Source organism: Chryseobacterium sp. JJR-5R (genome assembly GCF_034047335.1).
Classification (GTDB): domain Bacteria; phylum Bacteroidota; class Bacteroidia; order Flavobacteriales; family Weeksellaceae; genus Chryseobacterium.
The window spans coordinates 27,682-50,795 of sequence record NZ_CP139137.1; the positions used below are offsets into that span (position 1 = coordinate 27,682).

Below are 23,114 nucleotides of genomic sequence, written 5' to 3' on the forward strand. Positions count from 1 at the left end.
TTTATCAAATTGAACCAGAATTTATCTTTTATTATTTTTCGTCCGTAGAATAGGAATAAGGAAAATCCTTTTCATCGGTCCCCCGGTTTTTATCAGGCTTATCATCCATATCAAATTTCAATATGGCTCCTTTCATTAATTCGGCATGGCTCAGCCAGTTTTTAGAGTAAACCTTTCCGTTCAATTTCAGTGCTTTCACATAACGGTTTTCGCTGCTGTTATTCCCCGCTTTAATCTCAATCTTCTTACCGTTTTCCAAATGGATGGTTGCTTTTTTAAATAACGGTGCTCCCAGGACATACTGATCTGTTGCCGGCGTAACAGGGTAAAAACCGAGCGCAGAAAAAATATACCATGCAGAAGTCTGCCCATTATCCTCATCGCCACAATATCCGTCCGGAGTGGGCTGATACAGGCGGTTCATTGTTTCGCGTGCCCAATACTGTGTTTTCCAGGGTTCTCCTGAATAATTGTACAGATAGATGATATGCTGTGCCGGCTGGTTTCCGTGTGCATACTGTCCCATATCTGCGTTTACCATTTCCTGGATTTCATGAATGGTAGAACCGTAATAACTGTTATCGAAAACAGGAGGCATTTCAAAAATCTGATCCAGTTTTTTTGAAAACTCTTTTCTTCCGCCCATAAGTTTTGCCAGCCCTTCAATATCCTGGAAAACCGACCACGTATAGTGCCAGGAATTTCCTTCCGTAAATGCATCCCCCCATTTAAAAGGATTGAACGGAGCCTGGAAACTTCCGTCAAGATTTCTTCCTCTGGCTAATTTTGTTTCTGGATCAATCACATTCCGGAAGTTCTGGGAACGCCTGTAATATTCTTTCCATTCAGATTCGGGTTTTCCCAGCGCTCTTCCTAACCGGGCAATGGCAAAATCGTCGTACGCATATTCTAATGTCCGCGCAGCGTTTTCATTGATTTTTACATCGTAAGGAACATAGCCCAGCTTTTTATAATATTCAATTCCCAGCCTTCCCGTTGCCTGAGGGCCTTCATTGTTGGCCCCGTGGAGCAAAGCCTGGTACAGTGTTTCGATATCATAGCCCCGCAGCCCTTTAAGATAGGCATCGGCCACTACAGAAGCAGAATTATTTCCGATCATAATGTCAGAATAGGAGGGGCTTGACCATTCCGGCAGCCAGCCGCCTTCTTTGTAATCATTGATCAGTCCTTGCTGCATTTCAACATTAATATCAGGATAAACCAGATTCAGGAAAGGGTAGAGTGCCCTGAAAGTGTCCCAGAAACCGGTTCCCGCAAAACGGTATCCCGCCTCCGTTTTCCCTGAATACGGACTGTAATGGACTGCTTCTCCGGACTTGTTTATTTCATACATTTTATGCGGGAAGCAAAGCATTCTGTACAGGCAGGAATAAAAAGTCCGCATCTGGTCAGTTGTGCCGCCTGCCACTTCAACCTGTTTCAGCTTTTCATGCCATGCTGATTTTGCTTTTCTGAATGTATCTTCAAACGAATCCTTACTCAGTTCCCGCTGTAAATTTAATTCTGCCTGTTCCGGGCTGATGAAAGAAGAAGCAATTCTCAAGTTTACTTTTTCACCCTTCTCTGTGGCAAAGCCTACAACAGCTCCGCAGTGGTTTCCCGTGATCTGTAAACTGTCTTTTACAAAATCCTTGTCTTTCCACGTTGAATATTTCGTGAAAGGCTTATCAGCATAAATCACGAAATAATTTTTAAAGCCCACCAGTTTTCCGCGGGAATACCGGGTTGAATAGCCTGTGATTTTATTCTGGGACGGAATAATGGTAATGCCCGAACCTTTATCAAATGCATCAATAACAAACCATGAATCAGGGGAATCGGGATAGGTCAGGCGCATCTGAGCGGCTCTTTCGGTAGGAGCAATTTCTGCCGTTACATTATGGTCAGCCAGGTAAACACTGTAATAATAAGGCTTTGAAACTTCGGATTTATGGGAAAACCAGCTTGCCCGCTCATCTTCGTTAAACCGCATTTTCCCTGTTATCGGCATAATGGAAAACATGCCATAGTCATTCATCCACGGGGAAGGCTGGTGTGTTTGTTTGATTCCGCGGATTTTATCGGCATCATATGTATATTGCCATCCGTTTCCGTTCTTTCCGGTCTGCGGTGTCCAGAGATTCATTCCGTGAGGAACTGCAACGGCAGGATAGGTATTGCCGTTGGAAAGGGAAGGTTTTGAAAGGGTGCCGATTAATGGGTTGACCAATTCTTCAGGATTTTCAGGCGCTTTTTCAACCCACTGCGATTTCAGATGATTGAGTGAAATGATTAAAAGGAATAAAAGAACTTTTTTCATAAGTAAAACTAGATTTTGGCTTTCTGTAAAGTTTTTCAATGTGAAAAGTTAAAAATTTTATTTAGAATAGAAATGAACTTTGGTTTACCAAAATATACAATCTGTCATTCTGAATAAAACTTCAGCGATAAGAATTTCCCTTCTGTGGAGAGGTGGCGAAAATTCTTTAGAATTTTTAACGGAGTGGTTTTTCAACAGTATCGTTTCCTAGCCCCGATAGAAACGGTTACCCAACAGCAGGAATGGGATAAGCTTCGGCGCGAGGCGTAAAAGTGGATAGCGGGAACAGCTCCTGAAAATTAATTTCACGCTATAAAATAACCGTAAGAAATTCTCTTGCATTTTCTTATCTTTGCCAATTACAAGGTTCTCAAATGAAAAACATACGAAATTTTTGCATAATCGCCCATATTGACCACGGTAAAAGTACTTTGGCAGACCGCCTGCTGGAATATACCAATACGGTAACCCAGAGAGAGCTGCAGTCTCAGACACTGGATGATATGGATCTGGAAAAAGAACGCGGGATTACCATCAAATCCCACGCAATCCAGATGGATTATGAATATAAAGGAGAAAAATATATCCTAAACCTGATCGATACTCCCGGACACGTAGATTTCTCTTACGAGGTTTCCCGTTCCATCGCAGCATGTGAAGGTGCGCTTCTTATTGTAGATGCTGCACAGAGCATTCAGGCGCAGACGATCAGTAATTTATATCTGGCACTGGAAAATGATCTGGAAATCATTCCTATCCTTAATAAAATCGATCTTCCTTCGGCAAATCCTGAAGAAGTAACTGACGAAATCGTTGGCCTTCTGGGATGTAAGCCGGAAGACGTGCTCAGGGTTTCCGGTAAAACAGGAGCAGGTGTTCATGATCTGTTAGAGCAGATTGTCAACAGGATTCCGGCTCCGGTAGGAAATCCCGACGGTCCTTTACAGGCCTTGATCTTTGACTCGGTTTATAATCCTTTCAGGGGAATTGAGGCGTATTTTAAAGTGGTTAACGGGAGCATTTCCAAAAATGAGAAAATTAAATTCTTTGCTACCGGAAAAGAATACGGAGCAGATGAAGTTGGTACCTTAAAACTTAAGCAGGTTCCGAAAAAGAAGATTGAATGCGGGGATGTAGGATACATTATTTCCGGGATCAAGGATGCAAGAGAAGTAAAAGTAGGGGATACGATTACTTCGTTTGAAAATCCTGCTACCGAAGCCATTGACGGATTTGAGGAAGTAAAACCGATGGTTTTCGCAGGGATTTACCCGATTGATTCTGAAGATTTCGAAGAGCTGAGGTTCTCTCTGGAAAAGCTGAGGTTGAATGATGCTTCCCTGGTTTTTGAACCGGAAAGTTCTGCAGCCCTTGGTTTTGGTTTCCGTTGCGGATTCCTGGGAATGCTTCACATGGAAATTGTGCAGGAACGTCTTGACAGGGAGTTCAATATGAACGTTATTACCACTGTACCCAACGTTTCGTACCACGGATACTCAAAAAGGGAGCCTGAGACCACAATTCTGATCAATAACCCATCTGAAATGATTGACCCGAATCTTTTAGACAGGGTAGAAGAACCGTTTATTAAAGCGTCCATCATTACTAAATCTGATTTCGTTGGTGCCGTAATGACCCTCTGTATTGAGAAAAGAGGAGAAATTGTAAATCAAAGCTATCTGACAGCAGACAGAGTGGAACTTACATTCAATATGCCGCTGGCAGAAGTTGTTTTCGACTTTTACGACCGCCTGAAATCAATTTCCAAGGGATATGCTTCATTTGACTATACGCCGATCGGGATGCGTGCTTCCAAACTGGTAAAAATGGATATCCTGATCAATGGGGACATGGTTGATGCATTATCTTCACTGATCCATGACAGCAATGCCTATTACATCGGTAAGAAAATGTGTGAAAAGCTCCGTGAGCTGATCCCGAGACAGCAGTTTGATATTGCGGTTCAGGCAGCGTTAGGAGCCAAAGTGATCGCCAGGGAAACCATCAAGGCTTTGAGAAAAGACGTTACCGCAAAATGTTACGGAGGGGATATTTCCAGAAAACGTAAACTTTTGGAAAAGCAGAAAGAAGGTAAGAAGAAAATGAAGCAGATCGGAAGGGTAGAAGTCCCTCAATCGGCATTCATGGCTGTATTAAAGCTTAATGATTAAAATATAAACCGCTTCACTGAAGCGGTTTTTTTATGTTTATGATCTGAATTATTTTTTAAACAGAATCTAAGTCGTAATTTTGTGTATTCACAACGCAAATTAAGACAATGAAGCCTTCAAAGAAATTACAGGATATAAAAGTAGCCGTAGATGCCGTAATTTTCGGATATTTTGATAAAAAGGATTTGCAGATCCTGCTGATCAAAAGGAAAATTGATCCTTTCAAAGGAGGCTGGGCACTTCCGGGAGGCCTGGTCCTGGATGATGAAAACCTGGATGATGCCGTAAAAAGAGAACTGTGTGAAGAAGCAGGTATAAAACCGGACTTTCTCGAGCAGCTGTATACCTTTGGCAATGTAGGCCGGGATCCCCGGAACCGGGTGGTTTCCATAGCATATCTGGGCCTCGTGAATCCTTCCTATCATGAGCTTTTTGCCGATTCAGATGCAGATGATGCCCAGTGGTTCAGTGTCAATCAGCTTCCCAAGCTGGCTTTTGACCATCAGTCTATTATTGATATTGCCCTGAAAAGGCTCCGCACTAAAATTCAGTATCAGCCGATCGGCTTCAATCTCCTGAATGAGGAATTTCCTTTTTCAGACCTGGAAAACCTTTATAAAACCATTATCGGACAGGAAATCGACCGCCGGAATTTCCGTAAGAAAATAATGAGTTACGGACTTCTGAATGAGACGGCAAATGTTAAAAAAGAAGGCAGCGGAAGACCCGGCAAACTGTTTACTTTCAACCAGGAGAAATATCAGGAACTTGAAGAAGCAGGCTTTTATTTTGAGATTAAATAAATTTTATATACTGAAAATCAATACATTAATTTTATTAGCGTAAAATAAACACAAATACATTTGGATGGTAAAAGTATATTCTTTTAAATTTGTGTAAAAATAACGCAATATGAAATATACTCAACAGGATATCATTAATTGTTTCCGGAATGATGAAAAATTCCCGTTTCTTTTCTTTTGGGGACACACGGTAAAAGATGAGGTAACGAAAGCCTGCTTCAGTCAGTGGTTTCCGGCGGCTTTTGAAGAAAAAGGGGTTATTTACAGAACTGCAGAACATTACATGATGGCAGGAAAAGCGGAATTGTTTGATGACCATGAAACTTTAAGGGAGATCATACATGCGGAAACTCCCGGTCAGGCAGAAAGTTTGGGAAGAAAAGTCAGAAATTTTGATCCTCAGGTTTGGGACAGGCACAAATATGAAATCGTAAAGCAGGGAAACCTTTTGAAGTTCTCACAGCATCAGCCTTTAAAAACATTTCTACTGTCAACGGAGAATAAGATTCTGGTAGAAGCCAGTCCGTATGACACCGTTTGGGGAATCGGGATGCCTGAAACTGATCCTAAAGCAGAAAACCCATTGCATTGGCAAGGCGAAAATCTTTTAGGGTTTGTTCTAATGGAAGTCAGGGATGAATTAAAGCTAAAATACAATACATAACCAAAAGTATGCAGTCATAACAAATCTAATGTACTGTAAAGCGCAAATTTATTAAACCAGGTGCAGAACTATGTCCTTTTTAATTAGCGTAAATATAACACAAATATTAATTTAAAAACCTAAAGCTATGTTCGGTTTCAGACACATCAAATTCGATTCAATGACCTATGTGATCCATTTCAGCAACGGAAAAATCGTTAAAGAAGGAAGAGGATTGTCTTTCTTTTATTTCGCACCGGATTCTTCTATTGTCGCGATCCCGACGGGAAGCAATGACCTGCCGTTTATCTTTAATGAAAACACACTGGATTACCAGACGGTGAAAATACAGGGACAGATCAGCTATAAAATTACCGATCCGAAAGCACTCTCCAACACGCTTGACTTTACCGTAAATGAAGCCGGGGTATATAAGAAAAATGATATGGAAAAGCTGAACCAAAGGATCATTAACCTGGCACAGACTTCCACCTCTTCTTTTATCCATGAACTGAGTTTAAAAGACGCTATCCGTTCTGCAAAGCAGATCGAAGCCAATATCCTGGCAGGACTGATGGCTTCAGAAGCCGTAAAAACCATGGGCATCGAAATTATGGGAGCCAATATCCTGGCGGTTCAGACAACTCCTGAAATGGCAAGGGCACTGGAAACCGAAACCCGGGAAAAGCTCCAGCAGCAGGCTGATGAAGCCATTTATGAGAGAAGGAATTTTGCAGTGGAGCAGGAAAGGAAAATCAAGGAATCTGAACTGAATACCGAAATTGCCGTAGAGGAAAAACAGAAGCAGATTGAAGAAAAAAGGATGGAGACCGAAGTGCAGCAGGAAGAAAATAAAAAGATCCTTCGGGAAATGAAAATTGCTGCCGATATCTCTGTTGAAAACAGGAGAAAACAGCTGATCGGACAGAAAACCGAAAATGACAGGAAAGAAGCAGAAACCCAGGGGTATATTCTGGAGGCTTCTCTGAAACCGTACAAAGAGATCGACTGGAAAATACTGAATGCTTTAAGCGGAAAACAGGATGCAAAAAACAACATTGCCTTAGCCTTCAGGGAACTGGCAGAAAATGCAGGGAAAATAGGCAACCTTAACATCAGCCCTGACCTTTTGGAAACTATTCTGAAACACTAAGGAGAAAAGAGGCCGGAAACGATCAGTATACTGAATTAAAAAGAAAGAGTCATGAAAATAGAATATGCCATCATCATCAAAAACAAAACCAGGCTTGAATCTCTGACGGAACGCTTCAACACCAAAGCACAGGCTCAGTTTTATATTGAAAGTTCAGGAGGAAATTTCCAGGAATATATTGATGAACATGAACAGTTCTATCATTCGTTTCTTGAGATTCAGACCGGACTTTCCAAAGTCATTAAAAATAAAGTGGTTGAAAAAGAATTTGTTCCCTCCTATATTTTTTCTGATCGTAACCTGATTGTTGTCATCGGGCAGGACGGATTGGTAGCCAACGTTGCCAAATATACCGGGACTATCCCGATAATTGCCATCAATCCTGATGAAAAAAGATATGACGGCGTCCTGCTTCCCTTCACGGTAAAGAACTTTATGAAAGGAGTAAATTCTGTAATTAACGAAAATTTTAGTTCAAGAAAAATGAGGTTCGCCGAAGCGGTACTGAATGACGGACAAAAACTATTGGCTGTGAATGACCTGTTCATCGGAATTTCCTCCCATGCTTCGGCAAGATACAGGATTACATTAAACGGAAAAGAAGAAACCCACTCTTCCAGCGGCATTATTGTCTCTACGAAAACAGGAAGCACAGGCTGGCTGAGCTCTGTTTTTAATATGGCCTCCGGAATTTCAGGCATAGCCAATCCTGTATACCCGGAACTGAATGAAGATGACCTGTATTTTGCGGTAAGGGAACCATTCAAAAGCATCCGTACGCAAACCGGGATCTGCGGCGGCATGCTGAAAAAAGGAAGTACATTAGTCATAGAATCATTAATGCCAAATAATGGTTTTATATTTAGTGACGGAATTGAACAGGATTTCCTGCAGTTCAACAGCGGTTCCACAGCAGAAATAAAGCTTTCCGAAGAGGAAGCGGTTTTGGTAATATAAAAATAATAATGACCATGAAAACAATAACACTATACAGACCGGTTGGCGAAAAAGAAATGATGCTGATTATCGAAAATCAGTACAGGAAATTCCCTCCGAGACTGGAATGGCAGCCCATTTTCTATCCCGTTCTGGATGAAGGCTATGCGTCCGAAATTGCCGGAAAATGGAATACCCGTGATGAAGCAGGAAATTATCTCGGCTTCGTAACCAGATTTGAAGTTTTGGAAGGTGAAGTAAATAAATACCAGGTCCAGAATGTCGGGGCAAGAAATCATAATGAACTCTGGGTTCCTTCAGAAGAACTGGAAACTTTTAATCAGGCCATTGTGGGAAATATTGAAGTGGTTAAAGTATTTATAGGGAAAGAATTTAAAGAACCTGCCAATACTGAGGTAGAAAATTTATTATTAACATTAACAAATTAACAATGACAAACAAAGGAATGGCAAAAGATACCCTGGAAATCCTTGCCAGAAAATATTATATCAACGAAAACAAAGAAAAAATAAATATTGAAAGGGAACTTGAGAATGCTGCAAACGGAACTGTTTTGTTTTCATCAGAAGAACTTTCGAAACTCATAGAAAACGAATTTCCAAAGACAAACTTTGAAACACAATTTGAAGTCAGGCAATGCAGTTCTTTAAAAGCCATTTTAACATTAGCTGAGGAAGAAAACCAGGAAAAAATGATGTGTCTGAATTTTGCATCCGCAAAAAATCCTGGTGGTGGTTTTATTAATGGCGCGGAAGCACAGGAAGAAAGCCTGGCAAGAACTTCGGGTTTGTACGAAACATTGCTTAAAGGTTGGAAGTATTATGAAACTCACCGGGCAATGGAGTCCTGTTTCTACACCGACATGATGATTTACAGTCCGAAAGTTCCGGTTTTCAGGAAAGACAAAGGAGAACTTCTGGCAAAACCCGTTCTGTGCAATTTCATTACTTCTCCGGCAGTAAATGCAGGTGTGGTAAAACGCCAGGAACCGGAGAGAGCTCATGAAATTTTCAGAGCGATGGATATAAGGACTGATAAGATGCTGGCATTGGCCTTACATCAGGGAAATGAAACCCTAATATTGGGAGCTTGGGGATGCGGCGTATTTAAAAATGACCCGGAAGAAATTGCTGAACTGTTTAAAAAGCATCTTCACGAAAAGTATAAAAATAAATTTAAAAGAGTGGTTTTTGCAATTCTGACTAAGAAGGAGGAAATGATAAAGCCTTTTGAAAAAGTTATTTTATAAGTTAAAAACTAATTGTCATGAAAGTTTATAAATACAGATCAATAGATAAAGAAACCTTTGAAAGAGATTTTAAGACATTAAGTGAGAATTGTTTTTTTGCTTCTGGTTATATTAATTTGAATGACCCATTCGATATTTATTTTAATGAACAAATTTCTCCATTAATAAAAATTTTAAAGACAGTATTTCTAAATAATAATGTATCAAATTTTGAAAATGAGTTTAAAAAAACTTTAGACTTTAAAGAGAAAGTTGGTATTTATTGTTTAAGTAAAGATTTTTTAAACGAACAGCTTTGGGCATACTATGCTAGTTCTTATTCAGGATATTGTATAGAGTATGATTTGAGTAAGTTAATAGATAAAAATCAAAATCCAGACTTTGAATATCAACTAGATATTGATTATGAAGATAATATTCCTACAATTAATATTGAGGACATAAAAAATGCAAATAGTTTTATTAAGAAAATATATGCAATAAAAAAATCTACATGGAAGCATGAGGATGAATTGAGGTTAATTTTTAATAATTATGGACTAAAAAAATTTCATTCTTCAGCAATTACAGGGATTTATTTTGGACATAGAACTGAAGACAAGGTAAAAGAATGTTTCTATGATCTTTTTAAGAATAAGGATGTTAAATTTTATGAAATATTTCCATCAAATTTTAAATTAGATAGTAGATTGATTAATGAAACAAAAAGAAAATTATCACATGATTTAGGTAGGTTTGAATTTGAAATCCTTAGATCCAGAGAAAATAGATGGGAATAAATTTTTGAAATATATTATAAAGGAAATAGTCATAATGAATATGAATTAAATGAATTTGTTCAAGCATTCAGGGAGAGGTATTGTTTCAAAGAAAGCACTTTATATCTTTTTAATAACATAGAAGTTCTTCCTTTATTAGATATTTATCCTTTTAGTGAACAACAGCGTGTTCAATATGAAGAATCAACTATTAAAATTGTGTATGCAACAAATTCTTAAACTTAAAAAATATAAAGAACAGCTACAGGATTGGCCACAGCAAGGGCATCATATCATGGCTCAGTACGGTGATGAGAAAATCATTGTCTATCAGTCTTATCGGAAAGAAATTGGTGAATTTGCCGTTAAAAACCAATATTTTGGCGGGGCCTTCAGTCTGGAAAGAATGACCTGGATCAAACCGAACTTCCTTTGGATGATGTACCGGAACGGATGGGGAACAAAAGAAGGTCAGGAATATGTTCTGGCAATTCACTTAAAAATGGAAGCCTTTAAAAAATACCTTAAGAATGCCGTATATTCTTCATACAACAGCAGATTGGGAATTTCCCGGGAAGAATGGAAGGATCAGGTAAAGGAATCTTCTGTAAGGCTGCAATGGGATCCGGATCACGATCCTTCCGGAAGGAAATTAGAAAGAAAAGCAATTCAGATCGGTTTGAGAAATGATTTTATTACATCTTTTGCTCAGGATGATATCGTTTCAATTGATGATATTTCAGATTTTGTGAAAGAGCAGCATCAGTTTGTGCTGAATAGTGATTTAGACCGTCTGATGCTGCCTGAAGAAAAACCGCTGCTTTTTGATGATGAAGATTTGAACAGGAAATTAAATTTAAACTAAAAATAAAATGATAAATATTGAATTGATCAAAGGTGACATCACCAAAATAAAAGCAGATGCATTGGTGAATGCAGCCAACTCCTCATTGCTTGGCGGAGGCGGCGTTGATGGTGCGATCCATCGGGCAGGAGGCCCGCAGATTCTTGAAGAATGCAGGGAAATCAGAAATAAACAGGGGAAATGCAGCACTGGAGAAGCCGTTGTAACAACAGCCGGAAACCTTTCGGCAAAATATGTGATTCATACGGTCGGCCCGGTCTGGAATGGTGATCAGGAGAAGTGTTCAGCATTACTGGCAGATTGCTATAAAAAATCTCTGACACTGGCTGAAAGCCTGGGTATCAATACAATTGCTTTCCCCAACATCAGTACAGGAGTTTACGGGTTTCCGAAAGAACCGGCCGGGAAAATTGCTATCGATGAGGTAAAAAAATTCAGATCAGACGTCATAAAAAAAGTTATTTTCGTCTGTTTTGATGATGAAAATGAAGAGATTTATAAGAAATTATTAAGTTAAAACAAATGAAAAAACTAACCATACTCACAGGTGCAGGAATCAGTGCCGAAAGTGGAATACAAACTTTCAGAGACGGAAACGGGCTCTGGGAAAACCATAATGTAACAGATGTAGCAAGTCCGGAAGGATGGCAGAAAGACAGAGTCCTGGTCCTGGAATTTTATAACCAGAGACGGCAGCAGCTTCATGAAGTGGAGCCGAACAATGCCCATCGGTTACTTGCAGAACTGGAAAAATATTTCGAGGTACAAATCATTACCCAGAATATTGATGACCTGCACGAAAGGGCGGGATCTTCAAACATCCTTCACCTTCACGGAGAATTGTTTAAGTCATGTTCCTGCAACAATAAAAACCTGATTTACGAACAGAAAGAGGATATTAAGATCGGGGATAAAGCAGAAGACGGCGCCCAGCTGCGGCCTTTTATCGTATGGTTCGGGGAAGAGGTCCCGTTAATGAAAGAAGCGGCAAAACAGGCCAAGGAGGCCGATATTTTCCTGGTGATCGGAACATCGCTGCAGGTATATCCGGCAGCAGGACTGATCCATGACATTAAAGATGACTGCCTTCTTATTGTCATCAACCCGAATGAAACCGGCTTCGGCTATGGCCAGAGAGCAGTGGTAATGAAAGAAACCGCCACGCAGGGAATGAAACTGTTATTTGATAAACTGGTAGATCTCGCATAATGGAAAATGCAGTAAAAGCCGGGATCTTCGGCGTTTGTATCGGTGATGCCCTGGGTGTGCCGGTGGAATTCAAAAAGAGAGAAGACTTGAAAAAGGCCCCAGTTACAAAAATGCTGGAATATATGTCTTGGAACCAGCCAAAAGGAACATGGAGTGACGACAGCTCATTAACACTTTGTCTTGCCGACGAACTAACGAAAGGTTATGATCTGGAAAAGATCGGGCAAAGTTTTGTGAAATGGAATAAATATGGACATTGGACAGCTCACGGAAGGCTTTTTGATATCGGCGGAACAACAAGACATTCCATTGCAAGACTGATTAAAGGTGAAAGTGCAAAATTTTCAGGAAATATTTTTGAAGAAGATAATGGGAATGGCTCTCTGATGAGAATACTGCCCTTAGCTTTTTATCTTAAAGGCGAGGAAGATATTGAAAAATTATACCAGACGGTAAAAGAAGTTTCATCCGTTACGCATGGCCATTTCCGTTCTGTTTTTGCATGTTTCATCTACATCATTTTTACTGTTGAACTGATTAAAGGAAAAAATAAAACAGAAGCATACAGTTATATAAAAGAAACAGCTTTGGAATTTGCACAAAATCAAGGTTTTAATCCGAATGAAATTATACTTTTTGAAAGAATTTTAAAAAATGATATTTCAAAATATTCTGAGGATGAAATTAAAAGCAGCGGCTATGTCCTCCATACCCTGGAAGCCTCTTTATGGTGCTTCCTAAACTCAGGAAGTTATGCAGAAGCGGTTTTGAAAGCCGTTAATTTAGGAGAAGATACCGATACCACCGGAGCTGTTACAGGCGGGCTTGCCGGAATTTATTACGGTTTTGAAAATATTCCTGAAGAGTGGGCGGCTGAGCTGGCAAGGAAAGATGATATTGAAAAACTTTGTGAAAAGTTAAATGAAAAGTTGAAATGGAAAAAACAATAAAATTGTATCTTCTTTTGTACGAGGATGATATAGACTATTTATCAAATAATAATTTCAGAGAGCTTCCAGTTATAGAAATTCCCGGAACTTCCAGTATGAAAGAAATAGAAAATCTTGCTGTAAGTATGACGAACTTTACCTATGAGCCTTTAATAACAGTTGAAGTAATTTGTGACTTTGAAAAATATAAAGAATATAAAGATTCTCACCATACAGAAGAATATATTAATGAGAATGGAGATTTTACTAAAATTGCGGTGGAAACGATTAACTATTCGGTAACAGATAAAATAAAAATCATTAATGTTTTTGGTAAAAAACTGCCAGCAGTACATAAGAACATCTATGATATTTTAGATGGTGAATGTAGCTTCTTCAAATTGAGATTGACACGATTTCTCCATTCAAATTCTCATGAGGTTATTCCTTACGATTATTTTGGGACAGCAACTGTTGAAAAAAACGGACCTCAGGATTTTACAGATGAAGAAATACAAAAACAGGTAAAAAAAGCCATTGAGGAACAAGAAAGTATTTTAAAAAAAGCAAAAGAAAGAATTGCCACTGTAAATTCTGTTGAAGAAGCAGTTGATTTTTTAATTAATGAGGATCTGGATGAGGAAGGGATAAAAGGGATAAAAAATAAATCCTGTGTTACAAGGCTCGGCTATTTTGAAGAAGATTCCGGTTTTCATTTCGGGTATGGGATGTATCTCCGGAACCTTTTTTTTCATGGAAATAAAAACCAGCGGTTTTCTGATGATGTTGAAAAGTGCAGATCAATTAGTTTTATAGATCAGGGAGAATTTGGCGAAGGAATTATCTATGATCTGCTATGGCGGAAATTAAACGGATGTGAAACCTCACATGAGAATATTGAAAAAATAGAAGAAATAAAAAGACAGTCTGAACATAATCCTGAAGATTATTCTTATTGGAATTCCAATATAAGAATGAAACTGCTTTCCTATAATTTTACTGAAGATGAAATTAAAATACAGCTGGAATTAGAAGAGTTAATGGATCATGATCATGATTATGATCATTTTGAAGAACATTATTTCCAGCAAAAAGCCTTTCTGGCAAGGTTAAATAAAAAAGAAAGAGAAACTTTTGAATATTTGAAACAGGATTATTTCAATATAAAAAATGTAACAGATAAATTAAGTTACCCGCTATGAACGAAACCCAAAATAAAAAACTCAGCAAATTCCTGAGCCTTATTCTTCGGCATCATCCCGAGCTCATTGATTTGAGTCTGGATGAAAACGGCTGGGCAGATGTTGAAGAACTGATCACAAAATCCAGGAATGATTCCCAGGGTTTTACTTTTGAAGAGCTGGATGAAATTGTACAGACTAACAGTAAAAAAAGATTTGCTTTCAACGAAGACAAAACAAAAATCCGAGCCAGCCAGGGACATTCGGTCAATATAGACTTAGCCTTGGTCGCACAACGGCCGCCGGAATTTCTTTATCACGGAACATCCCAAAATAATGCAGCATCCATTTTAGAAAAAGGCATTGAAAGAAGAAGCCGGCAGCACGTTCATTTAAGCAGCGACAAGGGTACCGCTGTCAACGTTGGAATGCGCCATGGAAAGCCAACCATACTCACCATAAGCACAGGGAAAATGTTTGAAGACGGAATAAAATTTTATTTGTCAGAAAATGAAGTCTGGCTGACGGACTTTGTGGATCCTCAATATATTGTGAATTAGAAGATATGGGCAGGACATTGGCAATAGGGGATATTCACGGAGGCTTCGAGGCATTGATACAGGTTTTGGAAAGAGCCGGGGTTGCTGAAAATGATACCCTGATTTTCCTAGGGGATTATGTGGATGGCTGGAGCGGGTCGTCCAAGGTTATCCAGTTTTTGATGGAACTTTCCGGCAGGCAGAAGTGTATTTTTATCAAAGGGAACCACGATGCCTGGTGTGAAGACTGGCTGGCTTTCGGAAGAAGCGAAAATATATGGCTTTCCAACGGCGGAAAAAGTACGGTTAACAGCTATTCAGAATATAATTTGGAAGATCTGGACCGGCATCTCGAATTTTTTCAGAACCTGAAAAATTATTACGTGGATGAGCATAACCGCCTGTTTATTCATGCAGGGTATTCCTCTGTGAATGGCCCTGAAAAAGAAATGTACACCAGCGGTTACCGGTGGGACAGAACCCTGTGGGAGACTGCCATTGCCATGGATGGGAAATTATCTAAAAACTCAGCACTCTATCCTAAGCGCCTGCTTCTCTACAGTGAAATATTCATCGGCCACACGCCGACCTTATATCTGGGAAGTACAAAACCGGTTAATAAAGCCAATGTCTGGAATCTGGATACCGGTGCCGCTTTTACCGGTATGCTGTCCGTAATGGATATTGATACCAAGGAATGCTGGCAAAGTGATCCGCTGCCGGCTTTATACCCTGATGAAAAAGGAAGGAATAAATAGACCATAAGCCATATTGTTAAACCGAAATAGTTCAACATACAGTCTGGTTCATTTGTCATTCTGGTGAAGAAAGAATCTCAAATGAAAAGTTTTCGCTGAACTGTATTCATATACTTTCGGGTTATGTTCAGCGTTAAAACAAGAATAATCATTTCTCAATTTCATCGTTTTATAAAAACAGAGTAATTTTGAAGCCAGAAATATCACGTCGATGAAACTCAATGTTTTCCTATGTACTTTTATATCCTGCTGGTGCTTTGCCCAGGCCCATTTTAAGACGCCTTTCGAAAAAGGAAACGGCAATCAGACCGTTACTTATGAAGAAATGAATGCTTACTATCAGGATTTAGCCAGAAATTTCAGCACCATTCAGTACCTGAAAAAAGGAGAGGATGACAATGGGAAACCGATTTACGTTGTGGTATATAATCCCTTTCCGGAAAAAGACCTGGATCAGTTAAGAAAGCAAAAAGCGGTTTTGTTCATCAATAACGGGATTCATCCCGGCGAGCCTGACGGAATTGATGCCACCATGATGCTGATGAGAGATCTGGCAACAAAGAAAATCAAAACACCGCAGAATTTTATGGTGGCGGCCATTTCAGCGTATAATGTAAGCGGAATGCTGAACAGAGGGTCATTTTCAAGGGCCAATCAGAACGGGCCGGAGCAGTACGGCTTCAGGGGAAATGCCCGGAACTATGATCTGAACAGGGATTTTATTAAAGCCGATACTAAAAATGCCAGAAGTTTTCAGGAGATCTATCAGTGGCTGAAACCGGATGTTTTTATTGATAACCATGTAAGCAACGGCGCAGACTACCAGTATACTTTTACCTACATCTCTACCTTCAAGGAACGGCTGGGAAATGTACTGGGCACCTATTTCTATGATCATTTTCAGGCTGACAATCTTGAGGATTTAAAAAAGGCGGGATACGAAAGTACGCCGTATGTGAATATCCATGGCGATGTCCCGGAGATCGGGTTTGCTGCTTTTGAAGACTCCCCGAGATATTCTACAGGCTATGCTTCCCTGTTCAATGCACTGGCCACCATGCCCGAAACCCATATGCTGAAGCCTTATGACAAGAGAGTGGAGGCAACTTACCGGTATTTGCTGGTTAATCTTGAGAATTTAGATAAGGATTATAAGAAAATAAAACAGTTCAGAATTGAAAACTTAAATCAGTACCAGGCCGGAAAGCAGTATGGCATCCGGTGGAAAATAGATTCTGCGAAGTATACGACCATGGATTTCAAAGGTTATGAAGGAAAGTATAAACCGAGCGGAATCTCCGGGAAGCCGCGGTTGTATTATGACCGGAACAAACCTTTTACCAGAAAAATAAAGCTGTTTACTACGGCAGTTCCCACAGGATATATTACCATTCCTGCGTATTATGTGATTCCTAAGTCGCAGTATAAGGTTATTGAAGAACTTAAAAGAAACGGGATCCTGATGCAGCCGCTTCTGCGTGACAGCACAATCAAGGTAGAATCCTATGCCATCAGTGATTTTAAAACGGTTAAAAACCCATATGAAGGTCATTACCTTCATTATGAAACTGCAGTTGATGCATCCGGGAAAAGCATGGTTTTCTCAGCGGGGGATTACCTTGTCCCTGTTAAGCAGGAAGGCGTAAAATATATTATTGAGACGCTGGAACCGGCGGCTTTGGACTCTTTCTTCAACTGGAATTTCTTTGACGGGATTTTAGCACAGAAAGAATATTACTCAGCCTATATCTTTGAAGATACCGCAACGGAATTGCTGAAAAAAGATAAAGACCTGCAGCAGAGATTTGAAGCTAAAAAAGCAGCTGACAAAAAGTTTGCTGAAGATGGGGATGCTCAGCTGGACTGGATTTACAGAAACTCCCCTTATTTTGAACAGAATACATTCAGGCAGTATCCGGTATACAGGATTTTATAAAATTGATTTTCTACGCTTGCCGGTTTCGGTAGGCTGTAATGTAAGAAAAAAGACGTTTCTGATGAAACGTCTTTTATGTTTATCTGTTTATTTCGGGAGGCCTTTTTTCAATGCCAATTCTGCCCTTTTTACGGCAACTCTTTCTTTCCAGTCCATATACTTCTTTTTGAAATTCTTCTTCATAACATCATCAAATTTACGCTGAACCGTAAGGTTCCACAGGGAATGGGCTTTTACGCCCCAGGATTTATCCCACGCCCTTAAAGAAATAGAGAAACTTCCGTCCAGGTATTTCATCCAGTGCCACCATCCGGTAGGCATAAACAAAGTGTCACCGTGTTCCAGAAAACATTCGATGCCTTCCACCCCGTTCAGGGCAGGAAATTTATTGAAGTCCGGATTTTCAATATCATAATCTTCCAGGGCATACGTCGCATACGGAAGCTGGTACAGCCTCTCTTTCCATTTTTGTTCGAAAAGCAGGACGTGTTTCCTTCCGTTGAAATGGGTATGGAAAATATGTGCCATGTCAATGTCATAGTGAAGAAACGTTACAGAACCCCTGCCTCCGAAAAACATAGAAGGATATTTATCTAGAAAACCGCCCATCAGGTCTTTCGGGGATATATAATCTTCCAGTAATTTTTTAGCATGCTTTATCGGGTCAAAGAAAAAAATCCTTAGATCCGTTGGCTCTCTCTGGATCAGATCCATATAATCTTTGAACATCATTCTCGTAGTAGGCGTATTAATGGGAGCAGCAGGATCGGCCTTGGCGCTGTCATACAAAGGAACTTCCACATCGCCCACGACCTCCTTCATATATTCCATGGTCCATTTCTGGTATGCCGGCCATTTTTTCGCCATGTTCTTGATAACCACCGGCTTTCTTGGCTTCAGATATTTTTTGATAAACTCTTCCTGGGTAATATCATCTACAATATCGATCGGCTTTAAATTAATTCCCATTTTTTTTAAAATTTAATGTTACAAAATTATTAAATAAAAAAGATATGTTAACGGGTTTAAGCTTTTTTTAATCTATGATTCAAATCATTTTTAACGATTTGAGTTCAAGTAGAAGTATAATGAATAATTAAACAAAGTATTATACTATCTGCTACTTAAATTCATTACCGCATGATGCCGTTAAAAAACCTCATTAACTGAAGATAAAGATTTTAAAGTTAATAAAATATGACCAAAATGAGATATGCCGTTTTTTTTATTTAAAAAAATGATTAGGGCCTAAATAATTACAAGGCTTATGAGAAAAAGGATATAATAATTTGTCATGCGAGTGCACCTTTCTGAAAGAATTATAAATAAAATAAAAGGAAATATAACAAAAACATCACTATGTTTGTAGTGATAAAAAACGGGCTTTAACTTTTCCTTTAAAATAGCATCTTTAAAGGTGTAACAAAAAGCAGTAACCTCTAACTAATTAATCAAATAATACATTATGAAAATGAAAATTTCCTTATTCCTGATGGTTTTTCTCTCTGTCCTTTCGTTTGCACAGAAGAGCGTTTCTGGGAAAATCACGGATGAAGACGGTGTGGCGATCCCAAGCGCCAGCGTAACGATAGAGGAACCGGGCAAAGACGCGATCCTTGCATACGGAATTACCAACTCGAAAGGGGAATACAAAGTAACCTTCACTTCCGCAGAACCTAATGTTGACCTGAAAGTGAAAGCATTCAACCAAAGGCCTTTGACCAGACAGATCAATAACAGCGACCAGACCCTGAGCTTTAAGATGGAAAGTGAAGCTACGGAAATCAAGGAAGTACAGCTGAAAACAAAAATGATCACGGCAAGAGGGGATACCATTGCATACGACCTTAAAGCTTTTGACAGCAAAAGCGACAGGACACTGGCTGATGTGATGAGAAAAATCCCGGGAATTGAAGTGAATACCGACGGAACAATTCTCTACCAGGGAAATGCCATCAATAAATTTTATGTCAACGGAAAAGATTTAATGGAAGGCGGATACGGAACTATCAACAACTCGCTTCCGAAGGATGCCGTACAGAAAGTTGAGGTACTGGAAAACCACCAGCCCGTAAAAATACTTCAGAATAAAGTGCCTTCAGATCAGGCAGCCATCAATATCAAACTGAAAAACTCCGTAACCATGACCGGCAGGGGAGAAGTAGGAGTAGGAGCCAGCCCTCTGCTCTGGAATATCAAGCTGACACCGATGTTCTTCGGGCAGAAGAGCCAGTGGGTAGTGAATTACAAAACCAACAATGTGGGAGACCAGGTAGAAAACGAGGGGAATATCCTGGCATTCGGAAACCGTTTTGAAGGAAGAAGGATCAATGCTTCACAGAACGACTGGTTAAATGTAGAAAATGCAAGTACACCTAACCTTCCGGTAAGAAGATACCTGATGAACAGCGTACATTACCTGTCTGCCAACTACCTGACCAACATTGACAAGAAAAAGGAATGGGAACTTAAAGCCAATGCCAATTATACCAATAATGCCGTGGAAAGGGAATCTTACAGCGAAACCGAATATTTTGCCAGCCCTAAAAGACCTCAATCAACAGTAATACAGAACATATTTAATAATTTTTATACGGATAAGGCAAAAGGAGAATTGATTTTTACAAAAAATGCAAAGAAAGGATTCTTTAAAAATACCACGAGTTTTTCCCAGTATTGGAATGCGGACCGCGGAATTGTGGACAGGACCGTCAACAGCGTGGTAAACTCCACAACACACGGGGAAGAAGCGATTGAATCTCCTACTACATCATTCCAGAACTCATTAAGCACCATTCTTCCGTGGAAAGAGAAAATGGTAAATGTACTGTCTTTTATAAGTTACCAGACCGACCGGCAGACCCTGGATGTTTCTCCTGCATCCTATATTACCATCCCGGGATTCAATCCCGGCGCCTATGCAGAAACGGTGAGACAGAATTTAAGGCTTAAAACCTTTGAAGCCAACCATTCTGCCAATATCGGATTTTCAACCAAGGGATGGACGTTTACTCCGGAGGTCGGATTCAATTTTAAATCAACAGAGTTAAATACGGTTCTATCTAACCTGCAGGAAGGAACGTACTTCGGATACGGACAGGCTTATTATAATGACCTGAAGTATACAACAGCTACGCCTTACGGAAGTGTAGGGGTAAATTATAAAAATGATGCCTGGATGCTGTATGCCAACTTTCCGGTAAATTCCAATAATATCAAAGCGGAGGATCCGTTAAGGAATGTTTCAAAAGCAGTAAATAAAGTGACTTTTGAACCGAGTGTTTTTGCACAGTATACATTTGCTTCATTCTGGAAAGCCTCGGTAAATGCCAATGTCAATAATAATTTCGGTGAGATCAATACAGCGTATTCAGGACTTCTGATGACCTCACCTACGGGACTAAATGCAATGGATTTTAACAATCCTATTCCCCAGAATAATAACAAGTCTGCCGGAACAAGGTTAGAGTACAGAAACCCACTGAATAATTTATTTTTCAATATCAATTACAGGTTTTCGGATGCAAAGAGGAATCTTATTTCCAATCCTACAATTAATACTGCAGGGTTTACTGTAATGCAGTATATAGAACAGGATAACCATATATTAAATAACAGCTACAGTGCGGAAGTAGGAAAATATTTTCCGAAGTTTAAAACCAATGCTTCCGTAAATTACAGCAACAATACTTCTAAATCTGATGCTTTTTTAGATGATGCTTCTTTTACCAACAAAAATAACAGCCAGTCTGTAGGTTTTAAATTCAATAATACCTATTTCAGCTGGATGAGCATAGATTATAATGCCAGTCTGTCAAAAACTAAACAGACCAGTACAGGACAGGTAATTTCCAATGCAGCAAGGAAAGGATTTAACCATAATTTAGGGCTTTTCTTCTACCCGATAGAAAATCATACCGTAGGATTTAGCTGGGATCAGGTCAATACAAGTGCAACCGGACAGAAATACAATAATGGTTTCTATGATCTGTCTTATCAGTTCACCTGGGCTAAAAAGAAAATTGATTTTGAGGTTAAATGGATGAATATTGCTAATAAAAAAGTATTTGAAAATTATGAAATCAACACAAGTAATATTTCTTATACCAGAATTCAGCTCCGCCCGAGCCAGGTTATGTTTACGGTAAAATTCAATTTCAAATAATATAAACAAAACCAGCCTCACTGAGGTTGGTTTTTCATTTCCGACAGTAGTGTTAGTGCATCAGCTTTCTTTGATGTCCTGCTGCTGTGTCATATGGTAATAATTCGGGAACCTGAGCTGTACCGTTGTGCCCTGGTTTTCATTTGAGCTTACAATAAGTTCCCCCTGATGCATTCTTACGATATTCCTGGCCAGCGGAAGCCCGATACCGTATCCCTCATAGTTATGGGTATTCGAAGCCCTGAAAAACGGATCATAAATCTTTTTCATCTCCTCTCCCGGAATACCGATGCCATTGTCTTTTACGATAAGGTAAACATCCGTATCCGTTGCGCCCAGCGAGACTTTTACCTGTGCAAAATCAGAGTATTTACAGCCGTTCTGGATGATATTGGCTACGGCCAGATGCAGCAGCTGCTCATTCCCCTGAACTTTCAGCTTCTTCGGGTTGTCGGGAAGCATGCTGGTGTCCAGGAAAATATTGTTCCTTGCATCAATTTTCCTCAGGGTTTCAATAACGTCCCACAGCAGCTGGTCAATTCTTACTTTGTCCATTTTCTGGATCTTCCCGTCGAAACCGGTCTGGGCAATCATCAGCAATGCCTTTATTTTCCTGTCCAGTTTCTCCGCTTCATCCAGGATAATACTCAGGGTTTCCTTGTACTCATCATTGGTCCTGGGAATGGAAAGCGCAACATCCGCTTCACCCATAATAGAGGTCAGAGGGGTTCTCAGTTCATGGGAAACATTGCCGATCAGGTGATTCTGGGTTTCAAAAGACGTTTCAATACGGTTCAACATCCCGTTAAAGGTTTCAATCAGTTCATTCAGCTCCTTGTTATCGGGTTGGGGTTCGAGCCTCAGGTGGAGATTTTCGGAGCTTATATCTTTTACCTTACCTGTAATTTTTAAAATGGGCCTGAATAATGTTTTGGATAAATAAAAAGAAAAAATCATACTGAAGAACAGCGAAAGAACGATACAGGTAATCAATGTACGCTTCAGGAAGCCGAGGTAATAAACAACATAATGGTTTTTGGCAGAGGCAATGGCAATATACTTCTTGTCGTCATGCCGGAAGGTCTGGCCGATATAATAGAACTCCTTGTCATTATAATTAGATTCCCCTTTTCTCACAATGCTTTTGAAAAAGGAATCCGGAATATGGATTTCCTGTGAAATCTTCTTAAAATTGGTATCAGCAGGAACGGCAAAAACATAGTCGCGTTCCATTGGCAGCTCTTCGTCATTCAGGCCGTTCAGGATATAATTTTCCGGAATATCGAGATCGTCTTTGCTTTTTTCGATCTGGATAATGGTGGTTGTCCGGATTTTAAGCAGTTCATAAAACCGCTGGTGAGAAAAGTTGACAATCGAAAAATAGACCAGTCCGCTGAACAGCAGGATGATGGCAGTAAAGACCAGCATCAGAAGTATCATCGTCTTGGTCTGGTTGGTGATAACTCTGTTGAACATCC

The 23,114-nt window shown here is 39.7% G+C and carries 20 protein-coding genes; 17 read left to right on the forward strand and 3 right to left on the reverse strand.

Annotated features, from left to right (window positions below; translation table 11 throughout):
* Nucleotides 1-31 precede the first annotated feature (31 nt).
* Complete coding sequence (locus SD427_RS00130; RefSeq protein WP_320559314.1) at nucleotides 32-2,320, reverse strand: GH92 family glycosyl hydrolase; 2,289 nt, start codon at nucleotides 2,318-2,320, stop codon at nucleotides 32-34.
* Between the two features lie 374 nt (nucleotides 2,321-2,694).
* Here SD427_RS00130 and lepA point away from each other — a divergent pair, with 374 nt between their 5' ends.
* From lepA to SD427_RS00210, 16 genes are all read left to right on the forward strand, one after another.
* A complete protein-coding gene (gene lepA / locus SD427_RS00135) occupies nucleotides 2,695-4,491 on the forward strand; it encodes a translation elongation factor 4 (RefSeq protein WP_320559315.1) in 1,797 nt (598 codons plus the stop codon).
* Nucleotides 4,492-4,598: 107 nt separating this feature from the next.
* The gene (locus tag SD427_RS00140) at nucleotides 4,599-5,294 is read left to right on the forward strand and encodes an NUDIX hydrolase (RefSeq protein WP_320559316.1); all 696 of its coding nucleotides are present in this window, start codon (nucleotides 4,599-4,601) and stop codon (nucleotides 5,292-5,294) included.
* Between the two features lie 109 nt (nucleotides 5,295-5,403).
* Nucleotides 5,404-5,958, forward strand: coding sequence for an NADAR family protein (locus SD427_RS00145; protein WP_320559317.1), 555 nt, complete (start codon nucleotides 5,404-5,406; stop codon nucleotides 5,956-5,958).
* A gap of 127 nt (nucleotides 5,959-6,085) precedes the next feature.
* Nucleotides 6,086-7,090, forward strand: coding sequence for an SPFH domain-containing protein (locus SD427_RS00150; RefSeq protein ID WP_320559318.1), 1,005 nt, complete (start codon nucleotides 6,086-6,088; stop codon nucleotides 7,088-7,090).
* A gap of 51 nt (nucleotides 7,091-7,141) precedes the next feature.
* On the forward strand, nucleotides 7,142-8,047 hold the full coding sequence (locus tag SD427_RS00155; RefSeq protein ID WP_320559319.1) for a sugar kinase: 906 nt from the start codon (nucleotides 7,142-7,144) through the stop codon (nucleotides 8,045-8,047).
* A 14-nt stretch (nucleotides 8,048-8,061) separates the two neighbouring features.
* On the forward strand, nucleotides 8,062-8,475 hold the full coding sequence (locus SD427_RS00160) for an ADP-ribosylation/crystallin J1 (RefSeq protein ID WP_320559320.1): 414 nt from the start codon (nucleotides 8,062-8,064) through the stop codon (nucleotides 8,473-8,475).
* 2 nt (nucleotides 8,476-8,477) lie between these two features.
* On the forward strand, nucleotides 8,478-9,296 hold the full coding sequence (locus SD427_RS00165; RefSeq protein WP_320559321.1) for a TIGR02452 family protein: 819 nt from the start codon (nucleotides 8,478-8,480) through the stop codon (nucleotides 9,294-9,296).
* 17 nt (nucleotides 9,297-9,313) lie between these two features.
* Nucleotides 9,314-10,075 (forward strand): DUF2971 domain-containing protein, encoded by a 762-nt coding sequence (locus SD427_RS00170; RefSeq protein ID WP_320559322.1) that lies wholly within the window; start codon nucleotides 9,314-9,316, stop codon nucleotides 10,073-10,075.
* Between the two features lie 202 nt (nucleotides 10,076-10,277).
* Nucleotides 10,278-10,919, forward strand: a complete 642-nt coding sequence (locus SD427_RS00175; protein WP_320559323.1) for a DUF4291 domain-containing protein — start codon at nucleotides 10,278-10,280, stop codon at nucleotides 10,917-10,919.
* Nucleotides 10,920-10,926: 7 nt separating this feature from the next.
* The gene (locus SD427_RS00180) at nucleotides 10,927-11,436 is read left to right on the forward strand and encodes an O-acetyl-ADP-ribose deacetylase (RefSeq protein ID WP_320559324.1); all 510 of its coding nucleotides are present in this window, start codon (nucleotides 10,927-10,929) and stop codon (nucleotides 11,434-11,436) included.
* Nucleotides 11,437-11,441: 5 nt separating this feature from the next.
* Complete coding sequence (locus tag SD427_RS00185; RefSeq protein WP_320559325.1) at nucleotides 11,442-12,128, forward strand: NAD-dependent deacylase; 687 nt, start codon at nucleotides 11,442-11,444, stop codon at nucleotides 12,126-12,128.
* A complete protein-coding gene (locus SD427_RS00190) occupies nucleotides 12,128-13,078 on the forward strand; it encodes an ADP-ribosylglycohydrolase family protein (RefSeq protein ID WP_320559326.1) in 951 nt (316 codons plus the stop codon). Before SD427_RS00185 ends, SD427_RS00190 begins: the two co-directional genes overlap by 1 nt.
* Nucleotides 13,063-14,259 carry a hypothetical protein gene (locus SD427_RS00195; protein ID WP_320559327.1) on the forward strand — a complete coding sequence of 399 codons (1,197 nt, stop codon included), beginning with the start codon at nucleotides 13,063-13,065 and terminating at the stop codon, nucleotides 14,257-14,259. Before SD427_RS00190 ends, SD427_RS00195 begins: the two co-directional genes overlap by 16 nt.
* A complete protein-coding gene (locus tag SD427_RS00200) occupies nucleotides 14,256-14,798 on the forward strand; it encodes an RNA 2'-phosphotransferase (protein ID WP_320559328.1) in 543 nt (180 codons plus the stop codon). Before SD427_RS00195 ends, SD427_RS00200 begins: the two co-directional genes overlap by 4 nt.
* A 5-nt stretch (nucleotides 14,799-14,803) precedes the next feature.
* A complete protein-coding gene (locus SD427_RS00205) occupies nucleotides 14,804-15,535 on the forward strand; it encodes a metallophosphoesterase family protein (RefSeq protein WP_320559329.1) in 732 nt (243 codons plus the stop codon).
* 211 nt (nucleotides 15,536-15,746) lie between these two features.
* Nucleotides 15,747-17,471: a hypothetical protein gene (locus SD427_RS00210; protein WP_320559330.1), complete on the forward strand. Its 1,725-nt coding sequence runs from the start codon at nucleotides 15,747-15,749 to the stop codon at nucleotides 17,469-17,471.
* Nucleotides 17,472-17,558: 87 nt separating this feature from the next.
* Here SD427_RS00210 and SD427_RS00215 read toward each other — a convergent pair whose 3' ends face one another.
* Entirely contained in the window at nucleotides 17,559-18,440 is an 882-nt protein-coding gene (locus SD427_RS00215) for a cupin-like domain-containing protein (RefSeq protein ID WP_320559331.1), read from the reverse strand.
* Nucleotides 18,441-18,936: 496 nt separating this feature from the next.
* Here SD427_RS00215 and SD427_RS00220 point away from each other — a divergent pair, with 496 nt between their 5' ends.
* Nucleotides 18,937-21,636: a hypothetical protein gene (locus SD427_RS00220; RefSeq protein ID WP_320559332.1), complete on the forward strand. Its 2,700-nt coding sequence runs from the start codon at nucleotides 18,937-18,939 to the stop codon at nucleotides 21,634-21,636.
* 60 nt (nucleotides 21,637-21,696) lie between these two features.
* On the opposite strand, the gene SD427_RS00225 is transcribed toward SD427_RS00220, so the two are convergent.
* Complete coding sequence (locus tag SD427_RS00225) at nucleotides 21,697-23,112, reverse strand: HAMP domain-containing sensor histidine kinase (protein ID WP_320559333.1); 1,416 nt, start codon at nucleotides 23,110-23,112, stop codon at nucleotides 21,697-21,699.
* Between the last annotated feature and the right edge of the window lie 2 nt (nucleotides 23,113-23,114).

Bases quoted from the DNA above. Each gene is read 5' to 3' on its own strand.
- SD427_RS00190 (WP_320559326.1), top strand. From the start codon at position 12,128: ATGGAAAATGCAGTAAAAGCCGGGATCTTCGGCGTTTGTATCGGTGAT.
- SD427_RS00225 (WP_320559333.1), bottom strand. From the start codon at position 23,112: ATGTTCAACAGAGTTATCACCAACCAGACCAAGACGATGATACTTCTG.
- SD427_RS00160 (WP_320559320.1), top strand. From the start codon at position 8,062: ATGAAAACAATAACACTATACAGACCGGTTGGCGAAAAAGAAATGATG.
- SD427_RS00150 (WP_320559318.1), top strand. From the start codon at position 6,086: ATGTTCGGTTTCAGACACATCAAATTCGATTCAATGACCTATGTGATC.
- SD427_RS00165 (WP_320559321.1), top strand. From the start codon at position 8,478: ATGACAAACAAAGGAATGGCAAAAGATACCCTGGAAATCCTTGCCAGA.
- SD427_RS00130 (WP_320559314.1), bottom strand. From the start codon at position 2,320: ATGAAAAAAGTTCTTTTATTCCTTTTAATCATTTCACTCAATCATCTG.
- SD427_RS00215 (WP_320559331.1), bottom strand. From the start codon at position 18,440: ATGGGAATTAATTTAAAGCCGATCGATATTGTAGATGATATTACCCAG.
- SD427_RS00195 (WP_320559327.1), top strand. From the start codon at position 13,063: ATGGAAAAAACAATAAAATTGTATCTTCTTTTGTACGAGGATGATATA.
- SD427_RS00185 (WP_320559325.1), top strand. From the start codon at position 11,442: ATGAAAAAACTAACCATACTCACAGGTGCAGGAATCAGTGCCGAAAGT.
- SD427_RS00145 (WP_320559317.1), top strand. From the start codon at position 5,404: ATGAAATATACTCAACAGGATATCATTAATTGTTTCCGGAATGATGAA.
- SD427_RS00200 (WP_320559328.1), top strand. From the start codon at position 14,256: ATGAACGAAACCCAAAATAAAAAACTCAGCAAATTCCTGAGCCTTATT.
- SD427_RS00175 (WP_320559323.1), top strand. From the start codon at position 10,278: ATGCAACAAATTCTTAAACTTAAAAAATATAAAGAACAGCTACAGGAT.
- lepA (WP_320559315.1), top strand. From the start codon at position 2,695: ATGAAAAACATACGAAATTTTTGCATAATCGCCCATATTGACCACGGT.
- SD427_RS00170 (WP_320559322.1), top strand. From the start codon at position 9,314: ATGAAAGTTTATAAATACAGATCAATAGATAAAGAAACCTTTGAAAGA.
- SD427_RS00180 (WP_320559324.1), top strand. From the start codon at position 10,927: ATGATAAATATTGAATTGATCAAAGGTGACATCACCAAAATAAAAGCA.
- SD427_RS00140 (WP_320559316.1), top strand. From the start codon at position 4,599: ATGAAGCCTTCAAAGAAATTACAGGATATAAAAGTAGCCGTAGATGCC.
- SD427_RS00210 (WP_320559330.1), top strand. From the start codon at position 15,747: ATGAAACTCAATGTTTTCCTATGTACTTTTATATCCTGCTGGTGCTTT.
- SD427_RS00220 (WP_320559332.1), top strand. From the start codon at position 18,937: ATGAAAATGAAAATTTCCTTATTCCTGATGGTTTTTCTCTCTGTCCTT.
- SD427_RS00205 (WP_320559329.1), top strand. From the start codon at position 14,804: ATGGGCAGGACATTGGCAATAGGGGATATTCACGGAGGCTTCGAGGCA.
- SD427_RS00155 (WP_320559319.1), top strand. From the start codon at position 7,142: ATGAAAATAGAATATGCCATCATCATCAAAAACAAAACCAGGCTTGAA.